Origin of the sequence: Nonomuraea sp. 10N515B (assembly GCF_052245915.1) — a bacterium.
Taxonomy (GTDB): Bacteria; Actinomycetota; Actinomycetes; order Streptosporangiales; family Streptosporangiaceae; genus Nonomuraea.
The window spans coordinates 283,500-301,249 of the sequence record NZ_JBQQBQ010000002.1; the positions used below are offsets into that span (position 1 = coordinate 283,500).

General features: G+C 71.0%; 17 protein-coding genes. 9 read left to right on the top strand and 8 right to left on the bottom strand.

Translation table 11 applies throughout. The features are described 5' to 3' along the window. Nucleotides 1–5: 5 nt before the first annotated feature. Nucleotides 6–764 carry a DeoR/GlpR family DNA-binding transcription regulator gene (locus tag ACTWQA_RS03685; RefSeq protein ID WP_443157879.1) on the bottom strand — a complete coding sequence of 253 codons (759 nt, stop codon included), beginning with the start codon at nt 762–764 and terminating at the stop codon, nt 6–8. 133 nt (nt 765–897) lie between these two features. On the opposite strand from ACTWQA_RS03685, the gene ACTWQA_RS03690 reads away from it, so the two are divergent. From ACTWQA_RS03690 to ACTWQA_RS03710, 5 genes are read left to right on the top strand one after another with little or no spacing between them, the layout of a single operon-like run. After that, on the top strand, nt 898–2,085 hold the full coding sequence (locus ACTWQA_RS03690; protein ID WP_443157880.1) for a PfkB family carbohydrate kinase: 1,188 nt from the start codon (nt 898–900) through the stop codon (nt 2,083–2,085). A gap of 4 nt (nt 2,086–2,089) precedes the next feature. Next, on the top strand, nt 2,090–3,463 hold the full coding sequence (locus tag ACTWQA_RS03695; protein WP_443157881.1) for an extracellular solute-binding protein: 1,374 nt from the start codon (nt 2,090–2,092) through the stop codon (nt 3,461–3,463). Then, the gene (locus ACTWQA_RS03700; protein WP_327582646.1) at nt 3,460–4,356 is read left to right on the top strand and encodes a carbohydrate ABC transporter permease; all 897 of its coding nucleotides are present in this window, start codon (nt 3,460–3,462) and stop codon (nt 4,354–4,356) included. Before ACTWQA_RS03695 ends, ACTWQA_RS03700 begins: the two co-directional genes overlap by 4 nt. After that, nucleotides 4,353–5,153, top strand: coding sequence for a carbohydrate ABC transporter permease (locus ACTWQA_RS03705; protein ID WP_305917879.1), 801 nt, complete (start codon nt 4,353–4,355; stop codon nt 5,151–5,153). The genes ACTWQA_RS03700 and ACTWQA_RS03705 overlap by 4 nt, the downstream gene beginning before the upstream one ends. A gap of 15 nt (nt 5,154–5,168) precedes the next feature. Beyond that, on the top strand, nt 5,169–7,811 hold the full coding sequence (locus tag ACTWQA_RS03710) for a sugar-binding protein (RefSeq protein WP_443157882.1): 2,643 nt from the start codon (nt 5,169–5,171) through the stop codon (nt 7,809–7,811). A 94-nt stretch (nt 7,812–7,905) separates the two neighbouring features. On the opposite strand, the gene ACTWQA_RS03715 is transcribed toward ACTWQA_RS03710, so the two are convergent. Further along, nucleotides 7,906–8,616 carry a YcnI family copper-binding membrane protein gene (locus ACTWQA_RS03715; protein WP_443157883.1) on the bottom strand — a complete coding sequence of 237 codons (711 nt, stop codon included), beginning with the start codon at nt 8,614–8,616 and terminating at the stop codon, nt 7,906–7,908. Nucleotides 8,617–8,675: 59 nt separating this feature from the next. Continuing rightward, on the bottom strand, nt 8,676–9,209 hold the full coding sequence (locus ACTWQA_RS03720; RefSeq protein ID WP_443157884.1) for an MFS transporter: 534 nt from the start codon (nt 9,207–9,209) through the stop codon (nt 8,676–8,678). A gap of 194 nt (nt 9,210–9,403) precedes the next feature. On the opposite strand from ACTWQA_RS03720, the gene ACTWQA_RS03725 reads away from it, so the two are divergent. After that, entirely contained in the window at nt 9,404–9,805 is a 402-nt protein-coding gene (locus tag ACTWQA_RS03725) for a hypothetical protein (protein ID WP_443157885.1), read from the top strand. Here ACTWQA_RS03725 and ACTWQA_RS03730 read toward each other — a convergent pair. The 4 genes from ACTWQA_RS03730 to ACTWQA_RS03745 all read right to left on the bottom strand — a co-directional run bounded on the left by ACTWQA_RS03730 (nt 9,799) and on the right by ACTWQA_RS03745 (nt 12,611). Further along, entirely contained in the window at nt 9,799–10,548 is a 750-nt protein-coding gene (locus tag ACTWQA_RS03730) for an ABC transporter ATP-binding protein (protein WP_443157886.1), read from the bottom strand. The two genes, ACTWQA_RS03725 and ACTWQA_RS03730, sit on opposite strands and share 7 nt — an antisense overlap. A gap of 2 nt (nt 10,549–10,550) precedes the next feature. Beyond that, on the bottom strand, nt 10,551–11,339 hold the full coding sequence (locus ACTWQA_RS03735) for an ABC transporter permease (RefSeq protein WP_443157887.1): 789 nt from the start codon (nt 11,337–11,339) through the stop codon (nt 10,551–10,553). Further along, nucleotides 11,332–12,126 (bottom strand): ABC transporter permease, encoded by a 795-nt coding sequence (locus tag ACTWQA_RS03740; protein ID WP_443157888.1) that lies wholly within the window; start codon nt 12,124–12,126, stop codon nt 11,332–11,334. The genes ACTWQA_RS03735 and ACTWQA_RS03740 overlap by 8 nt, the downstream gene beginning before the upstream one ends. An 89-nt stretch (nt 12,127–12,215) precedes the next feature. Further along, complete coding sequence (locus ACTWQA_RS03745) at nt 12,216–12,611, bottom strand: hypothetical protein (RefSeq protein ID WP_327582637.1); 396 nt, start codon at nt 12,609–12,611, stop codon at nt 12,216–12,218. A gap of 210 nt (nt 12,612–12,821) precedes the next feature. Between ACTWQA_RS03745 and ACTWQA_RS03750 the strand changes: the two genes are divergently transcribed. Both ACTWQA_RS03750 and ACTWQA_RS03755 read left to right on the top strand, forming a co-directional pair. Further along, nucleotides 12,822–13,697, top strand: a complete 876-nt coding sequence (locus ACTWQA_RS03750; protein ID WP_443157889.1) for an alpha/beta hydrolase — start codon at nt 12,822–12,824, stop codon at nt 13,695–13,697. A 91-nt stretch (nt 13,698–13,788) separates the two neighbouring features. Continuing rightward, nucleotides 13,789–14,625: a siderophore-interacting protein gene (locus tag ACTWQA_RS03755; protein WP_443157890.1), complete on the top strand. Its 837-nt coding sequence runs from the start codon at nt 13,789–13,791 to the stop codon at nt 14,623–14,625. A gap of 108 nt (nt 14,626–14,733) precedes the next feature. Here the strand turns inward: ACTWQA_RS03755 and aceA are convergent, their stop codons facing one another. Then, nucleotides 14,734–16,017, bottom strand: a complete 1,284-nt coding sequence (gene aceA / locus ACTWQA_RS03760; protein ID WP_443157891.1) for an isocitrate lyase — start codon at nt 16,015–16,017, stop codon at nt 14,734–14,736. A gap of 237 nt (nt 16,018–16,254) precedes the next feature. Here aceA and ACTWQA_RS03765 point away from each other — a divergent pair, with 237 nt between their 5' ends. After that, nucleotides 16,255–17,727, top strand: coding sequence for a helix-turn-helix domain-containing protein (locus ACTWQA_RS03765; RefSeq protein ID WP_443157892.1), 1,473 nt, complete (start codon nt 16,255–16,257; stop codon nt 17,725–17,727). The last annotated feature ends 23 nt before the right edge of the window (nt 17,728–17,750 follow it).

Below are 17,750 nucleotides of genomic sequence, written 5' to 3' on the forward strand. Positions count from 1 at the left end.
TCCCTTCACGTGAGCAGGACCTCGGCGCCCGCGGCGGCGCAGTTGCGCAGCGTCGCCGCGTCGGCGCCCTCGTTCGTCACGATGACGTCGATGTCCTCGGGGCCGCACACGCGCAGCGCGCCGGTGCCGGGAAACTTGTGCCGGTCCACGAGCAGCACCACCTGCCGCGCCGCCGCGATCATGGCGCGCTTCAGCGGCACCTCGGCGAGCGTGGTGTCCACGAGCTGACCATCCGGCCGCACGCCGCTGGCACCCAGGAACACGCGGTCGGCGACCACCTGGCTCAGCGCCGCCTCGGTCAGCACCCCGACCAGCGAGTGGTAGGGCCGGCGCAGCATGCCGCCCAGCATCAGCAGCTCGACCGCCGGGTCGGAGCGGAGCACGTCGAGCACGGCGAGGCTGGAGGTGACCACCGTGACGCGGCGCCGGCGCAGCCGCTCGGCCAGCCGCATCGTGGTCGTCCCGATGTCGAGCAGGAGCACGTCCCCGTCGGCCACCAGCTGCGCGGCCCGCGCGGCCACCGCCTCCTTGTCCTGCTCGTCGACCGCCTCGACCGCGGCGAAGGGCCGGTCGGCGTCGGCGTCCACGCTGGCCAGGGCGCCGCCGCGGACGCGCCGCAGCGTCCCGTCGCGGTCGAGCACCTCGAGGTCCCTGCGGATGGTCGACGGGCTCACGCCGAGCTGGCTGGCGAGATCGCGAACGCTCGTGGCGCCTGAGAGCCGGACGCGGCGCATGATCTCGGCATGCCTGAGGCGCTGAAGCACGGCGCGAGTGTATCAACCAATTTCGCGCAGAAGTAGGCATCTTGCTCCAAACACTTGCGTGGAAATACTTGAAGTGTCCGAGTAAACATGCAAGATTGCGCACATCTCGGTGTGTCGAGGAGGACCCATTCCCGTGTCTGTCCAGGCGTACGACCCTCTGGCCGACGAGCGGACCCCCGAGGGCCCGCAGTTCGACGTGTTCCTGGCCGGGACGGTCTTCCTGGACATCATCTTCACGGGCCTGCCCGCGATGCCCGAGGCCGGCACCGAGATCTGGGCCGAGGGCATGGGCTCGTGCCCGGGCGGCATCGCCAACCTCGCCATCGCGACCAGCCGGCTGGGCCTGCGCACGTCGCTGGCGGCCGCGTTCGGCGACGACGACTATGGCGACTTCTGCTGGCGCACGCTGGAGGAGCAGGAGTCGGTCGACCTGTCCAGGTCGCAGCGTTTCGCGCACTGGCACTCGCCGGTGACGGTGTCCATGGCGGTGGACCGCGACCGCAGCATGGTGACCCACGGCCACCCCGCGCCCATGCCGGCGTCCGAGATGATCGGCAAGCCGCCCCGCTCCAAGGCCGTGATCGTGACGCTCTCCCCCGAAGAGCCGCTCGGCGCGCCGGGCAGCTCGTGCAACTGGGCCGAGCTGGCGCACCGCGACGGGGCGCTGATCTTCGCAGACGTGGGCTGGGACCCGTCCGGCGCCTGGTCGTCCGAGGTGCTGGAGCAGCTGTCGATCTGCCACGCGTTCCTGCCGAACGCGACCGAGGCGATGGCCTACACCCGCACGGACACGCCCCGCGACGCGCTGTACGCGATCGCCGACCGGGTGCCGCTGGCCGTGGTGACCGACGGGGCCAACGGCGCCATGGCCATCGACTCGATCACTGGCGAGGAGGCGTTCGTGCCCGCGCCGCGGGTGACGGCGCTCGACCCGACCGGCGCGGGCGACGTCTTCGGCGCCGGCTTCGTGCTCGGCACCCTGTGCCGCTGGCCGCTCGCCGACCGGCTGGCGTTCGCGGAGGTGTGCGCCGCGCTGGCGGTCCAGCAGTTCGGCGGGTCGCTGGCCGCGCCGGGCTGGGGGGACATCGCGGACTGGTGGCACGAGGTACGCGAGGCAGCCGGGCACAGCGGCGCCTACGGCAGCTCGCTGGCCCGCCGCTACGCCTTCCTCGACCGGCTGGTGCCCACTGTCCCGGTCGGCGCGGTGCGCCGCGCCGTCGCCACCATCGCCCGTTACGCCGACGTCGGCATGGCCTCCCAGAGGCCCCCTGCCGAGGGCGAGGACCCGGACGCGCCTCGCGCGCCTGCGCAGAAGGAGTAACACCATGACCCCCCCGATGCGACTCGCCGCGCTCGCCGCGGGCATGCTGGTCCTGACCGCGTGCGCGCCCGGCTCCTCGGCCCCGCCGTCGCCGGCCTCGCCCGCGGGGTCGTCTTCAGGGTCGCCGAGTGCGGTGCGCACCGATGCCGCCGCGCTCGGCAACGTCACGCTCACCGTCTGGGATCAGGAGGTACGCGGCGGGCAGGCGGCCCAAATGAAGCAGCTCAACGACGCCTTCCAGGCCAAATACCCCAACATCAAGCTGAACCGGGTCTCCCGCTCCTTCGACGACCTCAACACCACCCTGCGCCTGGCGCTGAGCGGCAACGAGCCGCCGGACGTGGTGGAGGCCAACAACGGCCGCTCCGCGATGGGCGCGTTCGTCAAGGCCGGTCAGCTGCGCCCGCTGGACGCCTACGCCGACGTGTACGGGTGGAAGCAGCGCTACCCGGAGTCGGTGCTGCGGTACTCGCGCTACAGCGCCGACGGCAAGCTGTTCGGCGAGGGCAACCTGTACGGCCTGCCGCAGGTCGGCGAGGTCGTCGGCGTCTTCTACAACCGGGCCAAGCTCACCAAGCTCGGCCTGGAGCCGCCGAAGACGTGGGCCGACTTCGAGACGGCGCTGGCCACCGCCAAGGCCGGCGGCGAGGTGCCGCTGCAGCTCGGCAACCTCGACAAGTGGCCGGCCGTCCACGTGTTCGGCACCGTGCAGGGCCGCCACGTCCCGCCCGGCCAGATCGGCACGCTCGCCTTCGGCCGCAAGGGCGCCTCCTGGAACACGACCGAGAACACCACCGCCGCCGAGCAGCTCGTCGGCTGGGTCGACAAGGGCTACTTCGCCAAGGGCTTCAACGGCCAGGGGTACGATCCGGCCTGGCAGGCGTTCGGCAAGGGCCAGGGCGTCTTCATGATCGCCGGCACCTGGCTCCTCGCCGACCTGCAGAAGACCCTGGGCGACGACCTGGGCTTCATGCTGCCGCCGGGCGTCACGGCCGACGCGCCGCCGGTCGCGACGGGCGGCACGGGGCTGCCGTTCGCGATCACCGCCAAGAGCCCCAACCCGGACGCGGCGGCGGCGTACATCAACTTCATCACCAGCGCCGACGCCATGAAAGTGCTCACCGAGACAGGGAACCTGCCGGTCGCCGAGACCGACCAGCAGAGCGTGGCCAAGGGCCCGCAGCAGGACGTCTTCACCGCGTTCGGGACCGTGACCGCGAAGAACGGGCTGGTGCCGTACCTGGACTACGCCACCCCGACGTTCGCCGACACACTGGGGGCGGTGCTGCAGGACCTGCTGGCCAAGAAGGCGACGCCGCAGGAGTTCCTGGCCACGCTGGAGAAGGACTACAAGACCTTCGCCGAGAGCAACGGATGACCCAGCCGACGATGGGGACCCGGCCTCCCGGGGAGCCCCGCCGCGTCGCCTACCTGTACGTGCTGCCGGCCTTCGCCGTGTACGCGGCGTTCCTGCTCTATCCGATCGGCCGCGCGGTGCAGTTCTCGTTGTACGACTGGGACGGCCTGTCCCTGGGCAGATGGGTCGGCCTGGAGAACTACGCCGCGATCGTCGCCGACGAAGGATTGCGGGCCGCCTTCGGCCACGCGCTGGTCCTCATCGTCTTCTACGCGGCAGGGCCGCTGGTGATCGGGCTGGGGCTGGCCGCGATCCTCAACCACGCCAAGGTGCGCGGGCTGGGGTTCTTCCGCACCGTGGTGTTCCTGCCGCAGGTCGTCGCCATGGTCGTCGTGGCCGTGGCGTGGCGGCGGGTGTACGCGCCCGACGGCACGCTCAACACGCTGCTCGGCGCGCTGGGGCTGGACGCGCTGACCCGGGGCTGGCTGGGTGACTACACCTTCGCCCTGCCGGCGGTCGGCGTGGTGGGCACGTGGTTCGAGACGGGCCTGGTGACCGTGCTGCTGCTGGCCGGGATGAGCCGCATCCCCGCCGAGTTGTACGAGGCGGCGCGGCTGGACGGGGCGGGCGCGGTGCGGGAGTTCTTCGCGGTCACGCTGCCGTCGGTGCGCGGGGAGATCGCGGTCGCCCTGACGTTGACGGTGATCGCCGCCTTGCGCACGTTCGACCTGGTGTACATCACGACGCGGGGCGGGCCAGGCGACTCGACGTCGGTGCCCTCGTACGAGGTCTACCACCGGGCCTTCGGGCTCAGCCAGGTCGGCTCGGCGGCGGCGATCGGCGTCACGCTGACCGTCGTCATCTTCGTGATCTCGTTCGGGATCAACCGGTTCGCGGACAGGAGGGTCACGTGATCTCGCGCGGGGAGCGGGCGGCCAACTACGTCATCCTGTCGGTGTTCGCCGCGTTCGCGCTCTTCCCCATCGTGACCATCCTGTCGGCCGCGCTCGGGCCCGCCGACAGCGGCGGCACGGCCGGGCTCGGGAACTTCGCGGCGGCGTGGGAGATCGGTCGGTTCGGCACGTACCTGCGCAGCAGCCTGATGGTGTCGTCGTTCGTCGTGGTCGTCAGCGTGCTGCTGTCGATCATGAGCGGATACGCGTTCGGCACCATGCGCTTCCGCGGCCAGTCGGTGCTGTTCTACCTGTTCATGCTCGGGATCATGATGCCGAGCGAGGCCGTCGCGGTGCCGCTCTACTTCGACCTGCGCACCCTTGGACTGATCGACACGTTCTGGTCGGTGGCGCTGCCTCAGGTGGCGTTGTCGGTGGCGTTCGGCACGTTCTGGATGCGGGCGTACTTCCGCGCATCCAACCGGGCGATCGTCGAGGCCGCCCGCATCGACGGGGCCTCGACGTGGCGCATCCTGTGGCAGGTGCTGGTCCCGCCGGCCCGGCCCGCCCTCGTCACCCTGACCGTGCTGGTCTTCATGTGGACGTGGAACGAGTTCCTCATCCCGCTGATCATGGTGACCAGCGAGTCGCTGCGGACCGCGCCCCTCGGGCTGGCGTTCTTCCAGGGCCAGTACACCTCCGGCTTCACCCTCCTCGCCGCCGGGTCGGTCATCGTGGCGACCCCGGTCGTGATCTTCTACTTGTTCCTCCAGCGACACTTCGTCCGCGGCCTGCTCCAGGGGGCGGTCCGCGAATAACCCCACGGAGGTTCCATGCGACGACTGCTGATGGCGTTGGTCACCGTTTTCGCGCTGTTGCCCGCTCTACCGGCCGACGCCGAGGCCGCCGAGGCGCCCGTGGACCTGGGCGCGTTGTTCGTCGGCGCGCACCCCGACGACGAGGCGTTCACCCTGTCCACGCTCGGCCAATGGAACGAAGACCACGACGTGCGCACCGGCGTCGTCACCGTCACCCGCGGCGAGGGCGGCGGCAACGCCGTCGGCCCCGAGGAGGGCCCGGCACTCGGGCTGCTGCGCGAGGCCGAGGAGCGGACGGCGGTCGCCAAGGCCGGCATCGGCGAGGTGTTCAACCTCGACGACGTCGACTTTTACTACACGGTCAGCGCCCCGCTGACCGACCAGGTCTGGGGCGGCGACACCCTCGAGAAGGTCGTGCGGACCATCCGGCAGACCCGGCCGGAGATCCTGCTGACCATGGACCCCGCCCCGACGCCGGGCAACCACGGCAACCACCAGGAGGCCGCCCGGCTGGCCATCGAGGCGTTCTACGCGGCGGCCGACCCGAAGGCGTTCCCCGAGCAGATCACCCGCGAAGGGCTGCGTCCCTTCGCGCCCGCGCGGCTGCTCACCGGCGGCGGGCGCGGCACCTCGCAGACCGGGCCCTCGTGCGCCGCGTCGTTCCGGCCCGCCAACCCGGCGCAGAACGTGTACGGCGTGTGGAGCGGACGCCCCTCGCAGCGCGGCCGGACATGGGCCGCGATCGAGCGTGACGCCCAGCGCACCTACGCCTCCCAGGGCTGGGCCGTCTTCCCCGACGTGCCGTCCGACCCCGCCCAGCTGGGCTGCGACTTCTTCACCCAGGTGGACGCGCGGGTGCCGTTCCCCGAGCCGGGAACCCCGGCGGCGGCCGCGCCGACGGCCATCCTCGACGGGGCGCTGACCAGGGCGGCGGGGACCGTCCCGCTCGGGACCCAGCTCGGCCTGCGGACCAGCACGTTCGACGTCCGCCCCGGCACCCCCTTCACCGTCGAGGTCGCCACGAGCGCCGCTCGCGAGCCGCTGGGCCGCTCGTCCGCGGCGCTCCGGGTGCCCGAGGGCTGGACGGTCACGGGCTCCGGCGACCTCGGCCGGATCGCCGCCGGACGCACCGGTTCGGCGCGCTTCACCGTGACGCCGCCCCAGAGCGCGGCCGGCAGGACCAGGATCGGAGCCGTGCTGACCACCGAAAGGGGACGGGGCTACACCGACCGGCAGGTCGAGGCGGGCCCCGCCACGCGCGGGCAGCAGCAGTTGCTTCCCCAGGTCGACCAGTACGAGACGTGGGTGAGCGAGGTCGGTGTGCCGCAGCTGCGCGGACTGGTCACGCCCGTGCTCACCCTCCCGTCCGGCGGCTCCCGGCAGATCGGCGTCGTGGTGACGAACGTGGGCGACACTGCCCGGTCCGGCACCGTACGCGTGGACCTGCCCGCCGGCTTCGCCGCCGACCGCGCCGAGGCCGCCTACCGCGACCTGGGCCCGGGGGCGTCGGTGACGGTGCCGTTCACCGTCACCAACACCGACACCTCGCTGAAGACCTCCAACGAGGGCGGCGACTACGCCTACACCGTCGCCGTGGACGGCGCGGTCACCGGACGGCCCGCGCTCGAACTCGTCCCGGCCACCACGATCCCGCAGGCGGCGTCTACGGGGCCCACTGTGGACGGCGCCGAGGGCGACGGCGAGTACACCGGGCCCGCGCTCGACCTCTCCCGCCGGTGGGAGGGCACCGCGTGCTCGTCGGCGGACGACTGCTCCGGCACGGCCAAGCTGGCCTGGCGCGAGGACACGTTGTACGTCGTGGTGCAGGTGAAGGACGACGTGCTGGGCACGCGGCTGGCCGCCGCCGACTGCAAGCGGCACTGGCGTACCGACGCGGTGGAGGTCACCCTCGATCCGCGCGGCACGTCCGAGAACACCTCCACGACCTTCAAGGCGGCGATCCTGCCAGTGACCGCCGAAGGGCCGCCGTGCGCGCTGCGGGACGCCGACAACCGCCAGGGTCCCGCCACGGGCGTGCGGATCGCCTCTTCGGTCGTCTCCGGCGCGTACACGGTGGAGATGTCCATCCCGATGGAGGCCCTGCCCGGCTCCGTCGACCCCGAGCACCTGGGCCTGAACATCCTGGTCTACGACTCCGACACGCAGGACAAGACCGGCCAGACTCGGATCGGCTGGTCGACGTGGGGCGGCGTACAGGGCGACCCGTACCGGTGGGGTGTGGCGACCCTGCCGGGGTACCGGCCGCCTGCGGACCGGCCGGCGCCCGATCCGGTGATCCCCGACACCGCTCTGTCCAGCCTGGACTCGCCGCAGTCGCTGGAGCAGGCGGTCCGCGTGCACGTCCCGGTGGGCGGCGGGCCCGCGGCGCAGGCGTCCGCGAGCGGCCAGGTGACCGCGGCGACGGGCGTGCCGGACGGAGTGGCCGTGACATTGCGCACGGCCGCCGCCGGTAAGGCCCACCTGTTCGTCCGTGATGCTCGGGGGACGGCAGGCAGCCGGGTTGTCACGGTGTCCGCCAAAGGCACGACGACCGTGACCGTCCCCCTGACCCGCGCCATGGACGCCTCGCCGACGGTGGTGGCCGGCTGGGAGGCCGCCGGCGGCGGCACAACGGCCTCCCAGGTCCCAGTGCGGTAGCCGACCGCCGCGCGCGGCGGGCTGTGCGGCGCCGGGCCGCCCGCGCGGGGCCGCGCGCGGCGGGCTGTGCGCGGCGGGCTGTGCGCGGCGCTTGTCAGGCTGAGCGGCGGCGGAGGCCGAGGGCGGCGAGGACGACGCCGACGACGCCCACCGCCAGGCCGGCGCCGCCCAGCAGTCGCGCGGTGCCGTCAGACCCGGCCGGGTTCAAGACCACCGAGGTCGCGGCCGGCGAGGCGGCCGCCGCGGCGGTGCTGGGGGAAGCGGACGGGGAGGCGGCGGCGGGGACGAGCTTGAGCAGCGGAGCCGGGTGCGCGGCCTCTGTGCCGTCCGCCTTCGGCGCCTCGGCCCAGTCCACGACCTCCCCGCTCGAGTACGTCTGCTTCGTCGGGAACAGCAGCTGAGCCGTGTCCTTGGGCAGCTGCCCCATGGACACCTCGAACTCCTGGAACTCACCCGGGTTGATCTTCCCGCCCGACCAGACGACCGTGGTGACGGCCTCCTCCAGGTCGCCGTACTCGGTCTTGACCGGCGTGGGCAGCTTGCCCTCCGTCACCTTCACCTCCCATCCGGGCAGGGGCTTGACCGACACGAACGCCAGCGGGTGGTCGGCGGGGAAGCTGACTTCGACCTTGGTGGTCGAGGCGTCGTCACGCTCGTTCGGCACCCGGAACGCGACCTTGGTGAAGGACCCCTGCTCGGCGGTGCCCGGCTGGACGGTGACGTGGGCCAGCGCGGGCAGCGCGAGGCCGGCGATGAGAGCGGTGGCGGCGGCGAGCACGGTCGCGGCACGGCGTACGAAGGACATGGCGAAACTCCACTTGGCTGACTGAGAGAGCTGATTGAGAGAAAAGAGGTGTCAGAAGGTCAGGCGGGAAGTGGAGGACCACGCCTGGTCAGACAGTGCCGGAACCCCGGCTGGGGCGGGACGACCCGGGTGAAGACGACCGGCACGCACGCACGCACGGCGGGCACCGCCACCGGGCGCAACAGGACGAGACGGCGACCGAGGCGGCGCAGCAGCGACCAGAGCGCGGCCTCGCCGCGCGCCAGCCACACGCCGGTGATCAGCGTGGCCGTCAGGTGGGCGAGCAACATCCCGGCGTTGACCGCCAGGCCGTCTCCGTGGACGTGCACGGAGACGTAGGCGGTGTCGTCGCCGGCGAACAGCTCGTGCAGCCCGAGCTGCGCCACCGCCAGCACACCGTTGACGGTCACGGGAGAGCGTTCCCTGCCGCACAGGGCCAGCCCCAGCCCGGCCACCGCCGCGAGCCCCAGCCCGGCGGCCCACGGCTCGGGACCCGAGCCGCCACCCACCACGTGTGCGAGCGTGGCGAGGATCACGCAGACGGCGGAGAAGGCGGCCGTCCGCGCGAGCCTGAGGGGAAGTTGCGCGCGCATGGGTGTGCCACATGGTCTCACGGGGCAGGGTGTCTTGAGACCTCAAGTGCTCAATGCCTGGTCGGTTTGCGGCATTTGTCGCTAGGGTCGTGCCGACTTACGTTGATACAGAGGTGAGAACGTTGCGGCACTTGGCGGGTTTGCTTATCGGGCTTGTAGTAACGGCAGCCGTGGTGGCAGGTGGCGGCTGGGCTGTGCAGCAAGCCGTCGCCAGTGCGGCGGCGGCTCCACCGGACAGCCAGAAGATGTGGATCGCGCTCGGCGCGATGGCCGCGGTCGGCCTCGTCCTCGGGCTCGTGGTGGCGGGCAGGGTCTCCCCACTGGCGGCCTTCGTGCCGTCCATGGTCCTGCTGGCGTGGACGGTCATCTACGCGCTCGACGTGAACAGGGCGCTGTCCCTCATCCCGTCCGAGCCGTCGGTGAACCAGATCATCAGGGACGCCGGGTTCGGCGCCAAGACCATGCTGACGACGGGCGTGTTCGCCCTGCTCGGCGTGGCGCTGTTCATCCCGGTGCTGATGCCGTCGCGCTGGTCGCGCCAGCGCGACGACCTGGACGAGGAGTACGAGCCCGCGTCCGAGAGCACCTACTACTGAGCAGTGGTGCCGGTGTAGAGGCGGGTGACGACGTCCTCGATCGTGGACTGGTCGGGGGCGGTGGCCATCAGCTCCTCCAGCGTCCCGTCGAACGCCAGCCGCCCGTGGTCGATCAGCATCACCCGGCGGCACAGGCGTTCGATGTCGCCGAGGTCGTGCGTGGTCAGCAACACGGTCGTGCCCTCCTCGGTGTTGAGCTTGCGCAGGAACTCCCGGATGCCGGCCTTGCTGACCACGTCGAGCCCGATCGTCGGCTCGTCGAGCACCAGCACGTCCGGCGCGTGCAGCAGCGCGGCCGCCAGGTCGCCGCGCATCCGCTGGCCGAGGCTGAGCTGCCGGACCGGTGTGCGCAGGAACGCGCCGAGGTCGAGGGTCTCGGTCAGCTCGTCGAGCCGCGACCTGAACGCCGCGCGCTCGACCTTGTAGAGCAGCCGGATCAGCTCGAAGCTGTCGGCCAGCGGCAGGTCCCACCACAGCGTCGTGCGCTGCCCGAACACCACGCCGATCCGCCGCGCCAGCGTGGTGCGCCGGCGGGACGGGTCCAGCCCGGCCACGCGCACCCGTCCTGAGGTGGGCGTGAGGATGCCGCACAACATCTTGATCGTGGTGGACTTGCCCGCCCCGTTGGGCCCGAGGTAGCCGACGAACTCCCCGGCCGACACGGTGAACGACAGGTCGCGTACGGCGTGGACGACGGTCCTTTTCACTTTGAACGAGCGTCCCACCCGCTCGAGCTCGATCATTCTCAACTCCCCGTGGATCGGTAGTGCTTGATGCCCTGCCGCCAGGCCAGCGCCGCCAGCAGGGCGAGAACCAGCGCGGCGGCCGGCCCCATGAACCTCATGAACTCCGGCGTGCCGAACGGGTCGTCGCGGCCCAGCACGTACAGGCCCGGCTGCCAGTTGATGAAGGCCAGCGGGACCGCGTACGTCACGCCCCGGACCAGGTCGCGACCGTAGATGCTGAACGGGTATTGACTGAGCTGCTGGCTGCCGTAGGTGAAGGAGCTGACGACCTCCGGGGCGTCGGTCAGCACGAACTGCAGCGCCCCGCCCAGCGTCCACAGCGCCGTGAAGATGACCATCCCCGTGATCAGCATGACCGGGATCAGCCAGGCACGCCGCCAGTCGACGTCCAGCACGGCCAGCGCGTAGCCGAGCACCGCGCCCGCCTGCACCACCCGCCCGGCCCTGGTGCCGTTGAAGTGGTCGGTGGCCAGCTGCAGCCACGCGCTGACCGGCCGGATGAGGAAGGTGTCCAGCGTGCCCGCCTTGATGTGCTGGCTGACCCGGTCGAGGTTGCTGACGAACATGTCGCAGACGGTGAAGGCCACGCTGGAGGTGCCGTACAGGAAGAGGACCTCCTCGCGGGAGAACCCGGCGAGCGAGGTGGTGTTGGCGAAGATGACCAGGATGACGGCGACGTCGAGGGCGGCGATGACGCCGCCGAGCGCGACCATCAGCCAGAACGACGCCGGGTACGCGGCCGCGGCGCGGGTCCACGTCCAGGCCAGCAGGAAATACGTCCTAACCACCCTGGATCACCACCTTGTGGCGGATCACCCGGGTGCCGAGCGCGCCGAGCCCGAGCAGGACCACCGCCCAGAACGCCTGGAAGGCCAGCGTCTCCAGGACGGGCGCCTTGCCGAGGTAGAGGTCGGTGGGCAGCTGGACCATGGCCGCCCACGGCAGCGACGCGGCGAGGTCACCGAGCCAGCCGGGGAAGATGCGCAACGGCAGCATCAGCCCGGAGAAGAAGGTCGTCAGGACCAGCGACAGCACCGCCACGCCGCGGTCGTCGACCAGCCAGCAGACCGACAGCGCGACCAGGTAGCGCCAGCCGAAGCTGACCACGACCGCGATCGCGAAACCGCACAGGAACGCCGCCCACCGGCCGGGGTCGGCGGGCACGACGATGCCGAACAACGCCGCGCCGAGCAGCATCGGCGGGATGCCGCGGACGAGGAACAGGTAGGCGGCCCTGCCGAGGTCCTCGGCCAGCGACCACAGCTGCAGCGAAGCCGGGCGGACCAGGTCGAGCGCGATGTCGCCGCTGCGGATGCGCTCGGGCAGGCCGAGGCCGCCGCCGAACAGCTGCATCGGCCCGATGAACGCCTGGGTGACGAAGCAGAAGGTGACGGCGTCGGTGATGTCGTAACCGGCCAGCCCGGGGCGGGCTTGCCAGAGTGCGATGAGGATGTAGGCGCGCAGGACGCCGAACACGCTGTTGGTGAACGCGCCGGCGAGTGCTGCCCAGACGTAGGTGGCGTGCTTGCGGAAGCCGTACCGGACGAGCCGGGCGTAGAGGAGTATGGTTGGCACCTCCGGATCTGTAAGAACATGGCTACGCGCCGTGTCCGGACCCGTGCGCGGGTCTGCCGACGGAAAGCATGGAATTATCCGTCGGAGCGTCAGCGGTCCGCAACGCGATAAACGAAGCGCAGGCCCGACCAGGTCGCGTCGATGGCGGCGACCTTGTTGTCGACCAGCCCCATGGACAGGCCGTAGTCCCGGATGGGATTCTCGGACAGGTCCGTCGGGATCTTGCTGGCGCGCTTGGGCCAGCAGACCCAGAGGCCGCCGTTCTTGGTCAGGCGGGCCATGGCGCCGGGGAAGGCCTCGTGCAGCGCGGCGAAGTCGGCGCAGAAGACGAGGATGACGTCGTAGGGGTCCCGATCGGCGGACCGGTGCACGTCCGCGCCGGGTTCTCCCAGGTCGAGGCCGTCGGGGGCGGCGATCGCCAGCACCCGGTGCCCGGGCTTGACGCCGAGCTTGCGCGGCAGCGGTGTCCCCGAATATCCCGCCATGCCCACCAGCGTGACACATTGCCGAAATGTCCGTGTAAGCGATGAGATACTTACTGGCTGGTAGGATTCGGCTTTTTGGGGAATGACACTCTTCGGAGGGTCATTATGCGGATCGACGGGGATGTGTCTCCTCAATACCCCTTGAGCTGGCAGGCCCGCGCACTGATCAGCCTGATGCGCGGAACGTTGAAGCCGGCGTCCAGTCTCTTGATGCGCCATCCGCTCGCGCTGGTGGGGGCGGCCCGCATCGGCAGGCTCGCACGGCTGGTGCAGGTGCCGCACCCGGCGCACGTGTCCATCACGTCCGCCGCCTTCCCGGACTGCGGCGGGGAGTGGGTACGCGGCGGCGAGGGCCTGGATGAAAGCAAGGCCTTGTTGTACTTCCACGGGGGCGGCTATTTCTCCGGCTCGCCGCGCACGCACCGATCCATCACCTGGCGGCTGTCGGTGGTGTCCAGGCGGCCGGTGCTGGCGCTCGACTATCGCCAGGGCCCGGTCCACAAGCTGGCGGACTCGCTGGCCGACGCGCTGGACGCCTACGACTGCCTACTGCGGCACGGCTACGCCCCCGAGGACATCGTCCTCGCGGGCGACTCCGCCGGCGGCCATCTGACGCTGGTGACGCTGCTGGCGCTGCGTGACCGGGGGCTACCGTTGCCCGCGGCCGCGATCTGCCTGTCGCCGTGGGCGGACCTGACCGACATCCCGCGCCGGGCGAATCGCTGGGAGGACCCGCTGCTGCCGGCCAGCCGGGTGGGGTGGCTGGCGCGCCGGTGGACCTCCGGGCTGGATCCGCACGACCCGCTGGTCTCGCCGGTGCACGGCGACTTCACCGGACTGCCGCCGCTCATGATCGTGACCGGCTCCACCGAGGTGCTCCGCGACGAGGCGCGGCGGGTGGCCGAGCGGGCACGGAGCGGCGGGGTGCTCGTCAGGTATGAGGAATGGCGGCGCATGCCGCATGCGTTCCCTATTTTGGCGGACGTGTTGCCCGAGGCGCGGCTGGCATTCCAGCACATGGCGCTGTTCTTGTCCGCGGTGGGAGCGGGCCCCGCCGCGGCGGCGGACGACACGGCGGCCGCCTGACCGCGACGGAGATCCGGCCCCCCACTGGCAGGGTCGGCGGGACAGAGTATAAGGTTAGGCATGCCTAACTCTGTCAGGGGGATGTTTCTCTATGGCTGAAAAGCCCACGGACCATCATCGGGGTGTCGTCCTGCGAACCGAGCGGCTCTCCCCGCATATGGTCCGCATCGTGGTCGGCGGCGACGGGCTGGCCGACTTCGCCACCTCGGGCCTGACCGACCACTACGTGAAGGTCGTCTTCCCCTACGAGGATGTCGACTATCCCCAGCCGTTCAGCGTGAAGGCCTGCCGTGAGACCATGCCGCGCGAGCTGTGGCCGCGGCTGCGCACCTACACCGTGCGCGCCTGGGACCCGGACGTCCGCGAGCTGACCCTTGACTTCGTGGTCCACGGCGACGAGGGCGTGGCCGGGCCGTGGGCGGATCGTGCCGCGCCGGGTGACGTCGTGCTCCTGCTGGGGCCCGGCGGCGGCTACGCGCCGGATCCGGCGGCGGATTGGCATCTGCTGGTGGGTGACGAGAGCGCGCTGCCGGCCATCGCGGCCTCGCTCGAGGCGCTGCCCGACGGGGTGCTCGCGCACGTCCTGGTGGAGGTGGACGGGCCGGAGGACGAGCTGAAGCTGGACACGGCCGCGGACGCCAGGATCACGTGGCTGTACCGGGGTGACCGGCCGGTGGGTGAGGTTCTGGTGCGGACCGTGTGCGAGCTGGAGTTCCCGGACGGGAACGTGCACGCGTTCGTGCACGGCGAGGCCGGTTTCGTCAAGCAGCTCCGTCGCCACCTGCGCCTGGAGCGGGGGATCTCGATGGATCGCCTGTCGATCTCCGGCTACTGGCGGGCCGGGGTGGACGACGAGGGGTGGCGCGCCGCCAAGCGCGACTGGAACAGCCAGGTCGAGGCCGAGGAAGCCGCCGCGATCGCCGGCTGACTCCGCCGCGTCGCGTAAGGGGGCCGCGCCAGTCGCTGGGGGGAGACTGACGCGGCCGTCGCCGGGGAACCATCCCATGCCCTGGAGGTGGCCGGCGAGATCAGGGGGTCAGTGCGTGAACTGCTCCTCTTCCGTCGAGCCCTTGAGGGCGGTGGTCGAGGAGTCGGGCGCCACTGCCGTGCTGACCAGGTCGAAGTAGCCGGTGCCGACCTCGCGCTGGTGCCGCGTCGCGGTGTAGCCGCGCGACTCGGCCGCGAACTCGGCCTCCTGCAGCTCGACGTACGCCGTCATGCCGTCGTTCGCGTACCCCTGGGCGAGGTCGAACATGCCGTGGTTCAGGGAGTGGAACCCGGCGAGGGTGATGAACTGGAACGTGTACCCCATGTGCCCGAGCTCCCGCTGGAACTTGGCGATCGTCGAGTCGTCCAGGTGCTTCTTCCAGTTGAACGAGGGCGAGCAGTTGTAGGCGAGCATCTGGTCCGGGTACTCGGCCTTGATCGCCTCGGCGAACTCGCGCGCCACGTCCAGGTCGGGCGTGCCGGTCTCCATCCAGAGCAGGTCGGAGTGCGGCGCGTAGGCCAGGCCGCGCGCGACGCACGCCTGGATGCCGTTCCTGACCCGGTAGAAGCCCTCGGCGGTGCGCTCGCCGGTGGTGAACTGCTGGTCGCGCGGGTCCACGTCACTGGTCAGGAGCGTCGCGGCCTGGGCGTCGGTCCGCGCGATGATCAGTGAAGGGACGCCGCAGACGTCGGCGGCGAGGCGGGCGGCGTTCAGGGTCTTGATGTGCTGGCCGGTCGGGATGAGCACCTTGCCGCCCAGGTGGCCGCACTTCTTCTCGGAGGCGAGCTGGTCCTCCCAGTGCACGCCCGCGGCACCGGCCGCGATCATGCCCTTCATGAGCTCGAACGCGTTGAGCACGCCGCCGAACCCGGCTTCGGCGTCGGCCACGATCGGCGCGAGCCAGTGCGGCGCCTCAATGCCTTCCGACCAGGTGATCTGGTCGGCGCGCAGCAGCGCGTTGTTGATGCGGCGCACGACGGCCGGCACGGAGTTGGCCGGGTACAGGCTCTGGTCCGGGTAGGTCTGCCCGCCCAGGTTCGCGTCCGCCGCGACCTGCCAGCCGGACAGGTAGATCGCCTTCAGGCCGGCCTTCACCTGCTGCACGGCCTGGTTGCCGGTCAGCGCGCCGAGGGCGTGGACGTAGTCCTCGGTGTGCAGGAGGTTCCACAGCCGCTCGGCGCCGAGCCGGGCCAGCGTGTGCTCCTCCTGGACGCTGCCGCGCAACCTGATCACGTCTTCGGCGCTGTAGGTGCGCTCGACGCCCTCCCATCGAGGGTCGTTGTCCCACTCGTCCCGCAGCTGCTCAGCAGCTCCCTTGAGGCGATCGTTCATCGTTCACTCCTTTGTCGTCCCCTGGGTGCTTACGCCGAGTCTCGTGCCCGGGACGGCTCGGCCAATAGGCAGAGCGGCTGAGAAGATTCGCAAAAATTCTGAACCTGTCCATTACTGACGGGTATTTGAAGGAGAAGAAATCGCGAGTTTTACCGTTGGCCTAGACCAATCGCACTGTGGCGGACGATGTGGCGCGGGGGCTAGAAGATGGACCGAATTTCTGTCTAAGATCGGGCCATGGCGTCCTTGCTGGGTGAAGAACCGCTGTCTTTGACGCAAGAGCTGGATCTCATCGCGTTTGGCCAGCGCCTGCGCCACCTGCGCAAACAGCGCGGCATGACCCTGTCCGACCTGGGCTCGCGCGTGAGCAGGGCGCCGAGCCAGCTGTCGCTGCTGGAAAACGGCAAGCGCGAGCCCAAGCTGTCACTGCTCAAGGCGCTGGCCTCCGCGCTCGGCGTGCCCATCGAGGAGCTGCTGCGCCGCCAGCCGCCCAACCGCCGCGCCCAGCTCGAGATCGCCCTGGAGGAGGCGCAGCGCGACCCCGTTTACGCCGGGCTCGGGCTGCCGCGGCTGAAGGTCTCCGCCCGCGTGCCCAACGACGTGCTGGAGCACATCCTCGGGCTCTACGGCGAGCTGCGTGCCCGGCAGGCCCGCGGCACCGCCACCCCCGAGGAGGCCCGGGCGGCCAACGCCGAGCTGCGGCGGCGCCAGCGCGAGGTGGGCAACTACTTCCCCGAGATCGAGGAGGCCGCCGCCAAGGCGCTCGACGCGGTCGGCTACCGCACCGGCGCGTTGTCCCAGAGCACGGTCCAGAGTCTGGTGACGCATTTCGGCTACACCGTGCACACCGCGCAGGACCTTCCCCGCTCCGTACGCTCCATCACCGACCTGCGCCACCGTCGCATCTACGTCAAGCACGAGCAGCTCGGCATGCACACCCCGCGCACGATCCTGCTCCAGACGCTCGGCCACCTGGCGCTCGGCCACGACAAGCCCCGCGACTTCGCCGACTTCCTGCGCCAGCGCACCGAGGCCAACTACTTCGCCGCCGCCGTCCTCGTCCCCGAGCGGGCCGCCACGCTCTACCTGCAGGAGGCCAAGAGCGACCGGGCGCTGTCGGTGGAGGACCTCCGGGACGTGTTCGCGGTGTCGTACGAGATGGCCGCGCACCGCTTCACCAACCTCGCCACCCACCACCTGGGCCTCGTCTGCCACTTCGTGCGCAATGACGCCGGCGGCACCATCTACAAGGCCTACGAGAACGACGGCATCGAGTTCCCCGCCGACGAGCAGGGCGCCATCGAGGGCCAGCGGATGTGCCTGCAGTGGTCGGGGCGGCAGGTGTTCGCCTCTCCGGACCGGTTCTCCGTCTACTACCAATACTCCGACTCGCCCACCGGGACCTACTTCTGCGTGGCGCACGTGGATCCGTCCCGCGAGCGGGACTTCGCCATCACGCTGGGGGTGCCGTTCAAGGAGTCGCGGTGGTTCCGCGGCCGCGAGACCACCAACCGCACCAAGTCCAACTGCCCGGGCGGCGACTGCTGCCGCCGCCCGCCCACCGAGCTGGCCGAACGCTGGGAGGGGTACGCCTGGCCGTCGGCCCGTGCCAACTCCCACGTCCTGGCCGCGCTGCCGCCCGGGTCGTTCCCCGGCGTTGACGAGGCGGACGTGTACACCTTCCTGGAGCGCCACGCGGCCAGCACATAACTTGCCCACTGACGGGAATGGGG

Coding starts and splice junctions, on each gene's coding strand:
- ACTWQA_RS03710 (WP_443157882.1), top strand. CDS start 5,169: ATGCGACGACTGCTGATGGCGTTGGTCACCGTTTTCGCGCTGTTGCCC.
- aceA (WP_443157891.1), bottom strand. CDS start 16,017: ATGAACGATCGCCTCAAGGGAGCTGCTGAGCAGCTGCGGGACGAGTGG.
- ACTWQA_RS03730 (WP_443157886.1), bottom strand. CDS start 10,548: ATGATCGAGCTCGAGCGGGTGGGACGCTCGTTCAAAGTGAAAAGGACC.
- ACTWQA_RS03720 (WP_443157884.1), bottom strand. CDS start 9,209: ATGCGCGCGCAACTTCCCCTCAGGCTCGCGCGGACGGCCGCCTTCTCC.
- ACTWQA_RS03765 (WP_443157892.1), top strand. CDS start 16,255: ATGGCGTCCTTGCTGGGTGAAGAACCGCTGTCTTTGACGCAAGAGCTG.
- ACTWQA_RS03715 (WP_443157883.1), bottom strand. CDS start 8,616: ATGTCCTTCGTACGCCGTGCCGCGACCGTGCTCGCCGCCGCCACCGCT.
- ACTWQA_RS03745 (WP_327582637.1), bottom strand. CDS start 12,611: ATGGCGGGATATTCGGGGACACCGCTGCCGCGCAAGCTCGGCGTCAAG.
- ACTWQA_RS03750 (WP_443157889.1), top strand. CDS start 12,822: ATGCGCCATCCGCTCGCGCTGGTGGGGGCGGCCCGCATCGGCAGGCTC.
- ACTWQA_RS03700 (WP_327582646.1), top strand. CDS start 3,460: ATGACCCAGCCGACGATGGGGACCCGGCCTCCCGGGGAGCCCCGCCGC.
- ACTWQA_RS03695 (WP_443157881.1), top strand. CDS start 2,090: ATGACCCCCCCGATGCGACTCGCCGCGCTCGCCGCGGGCATGCTGGTC.
- ACTWQA_RS03755 (WP_443157890.1), top strand. CDS start 13,789: ATGGCTGAAAAGCCCACGGACCATCATCGGGGTGTCGTCCTGCGAACC.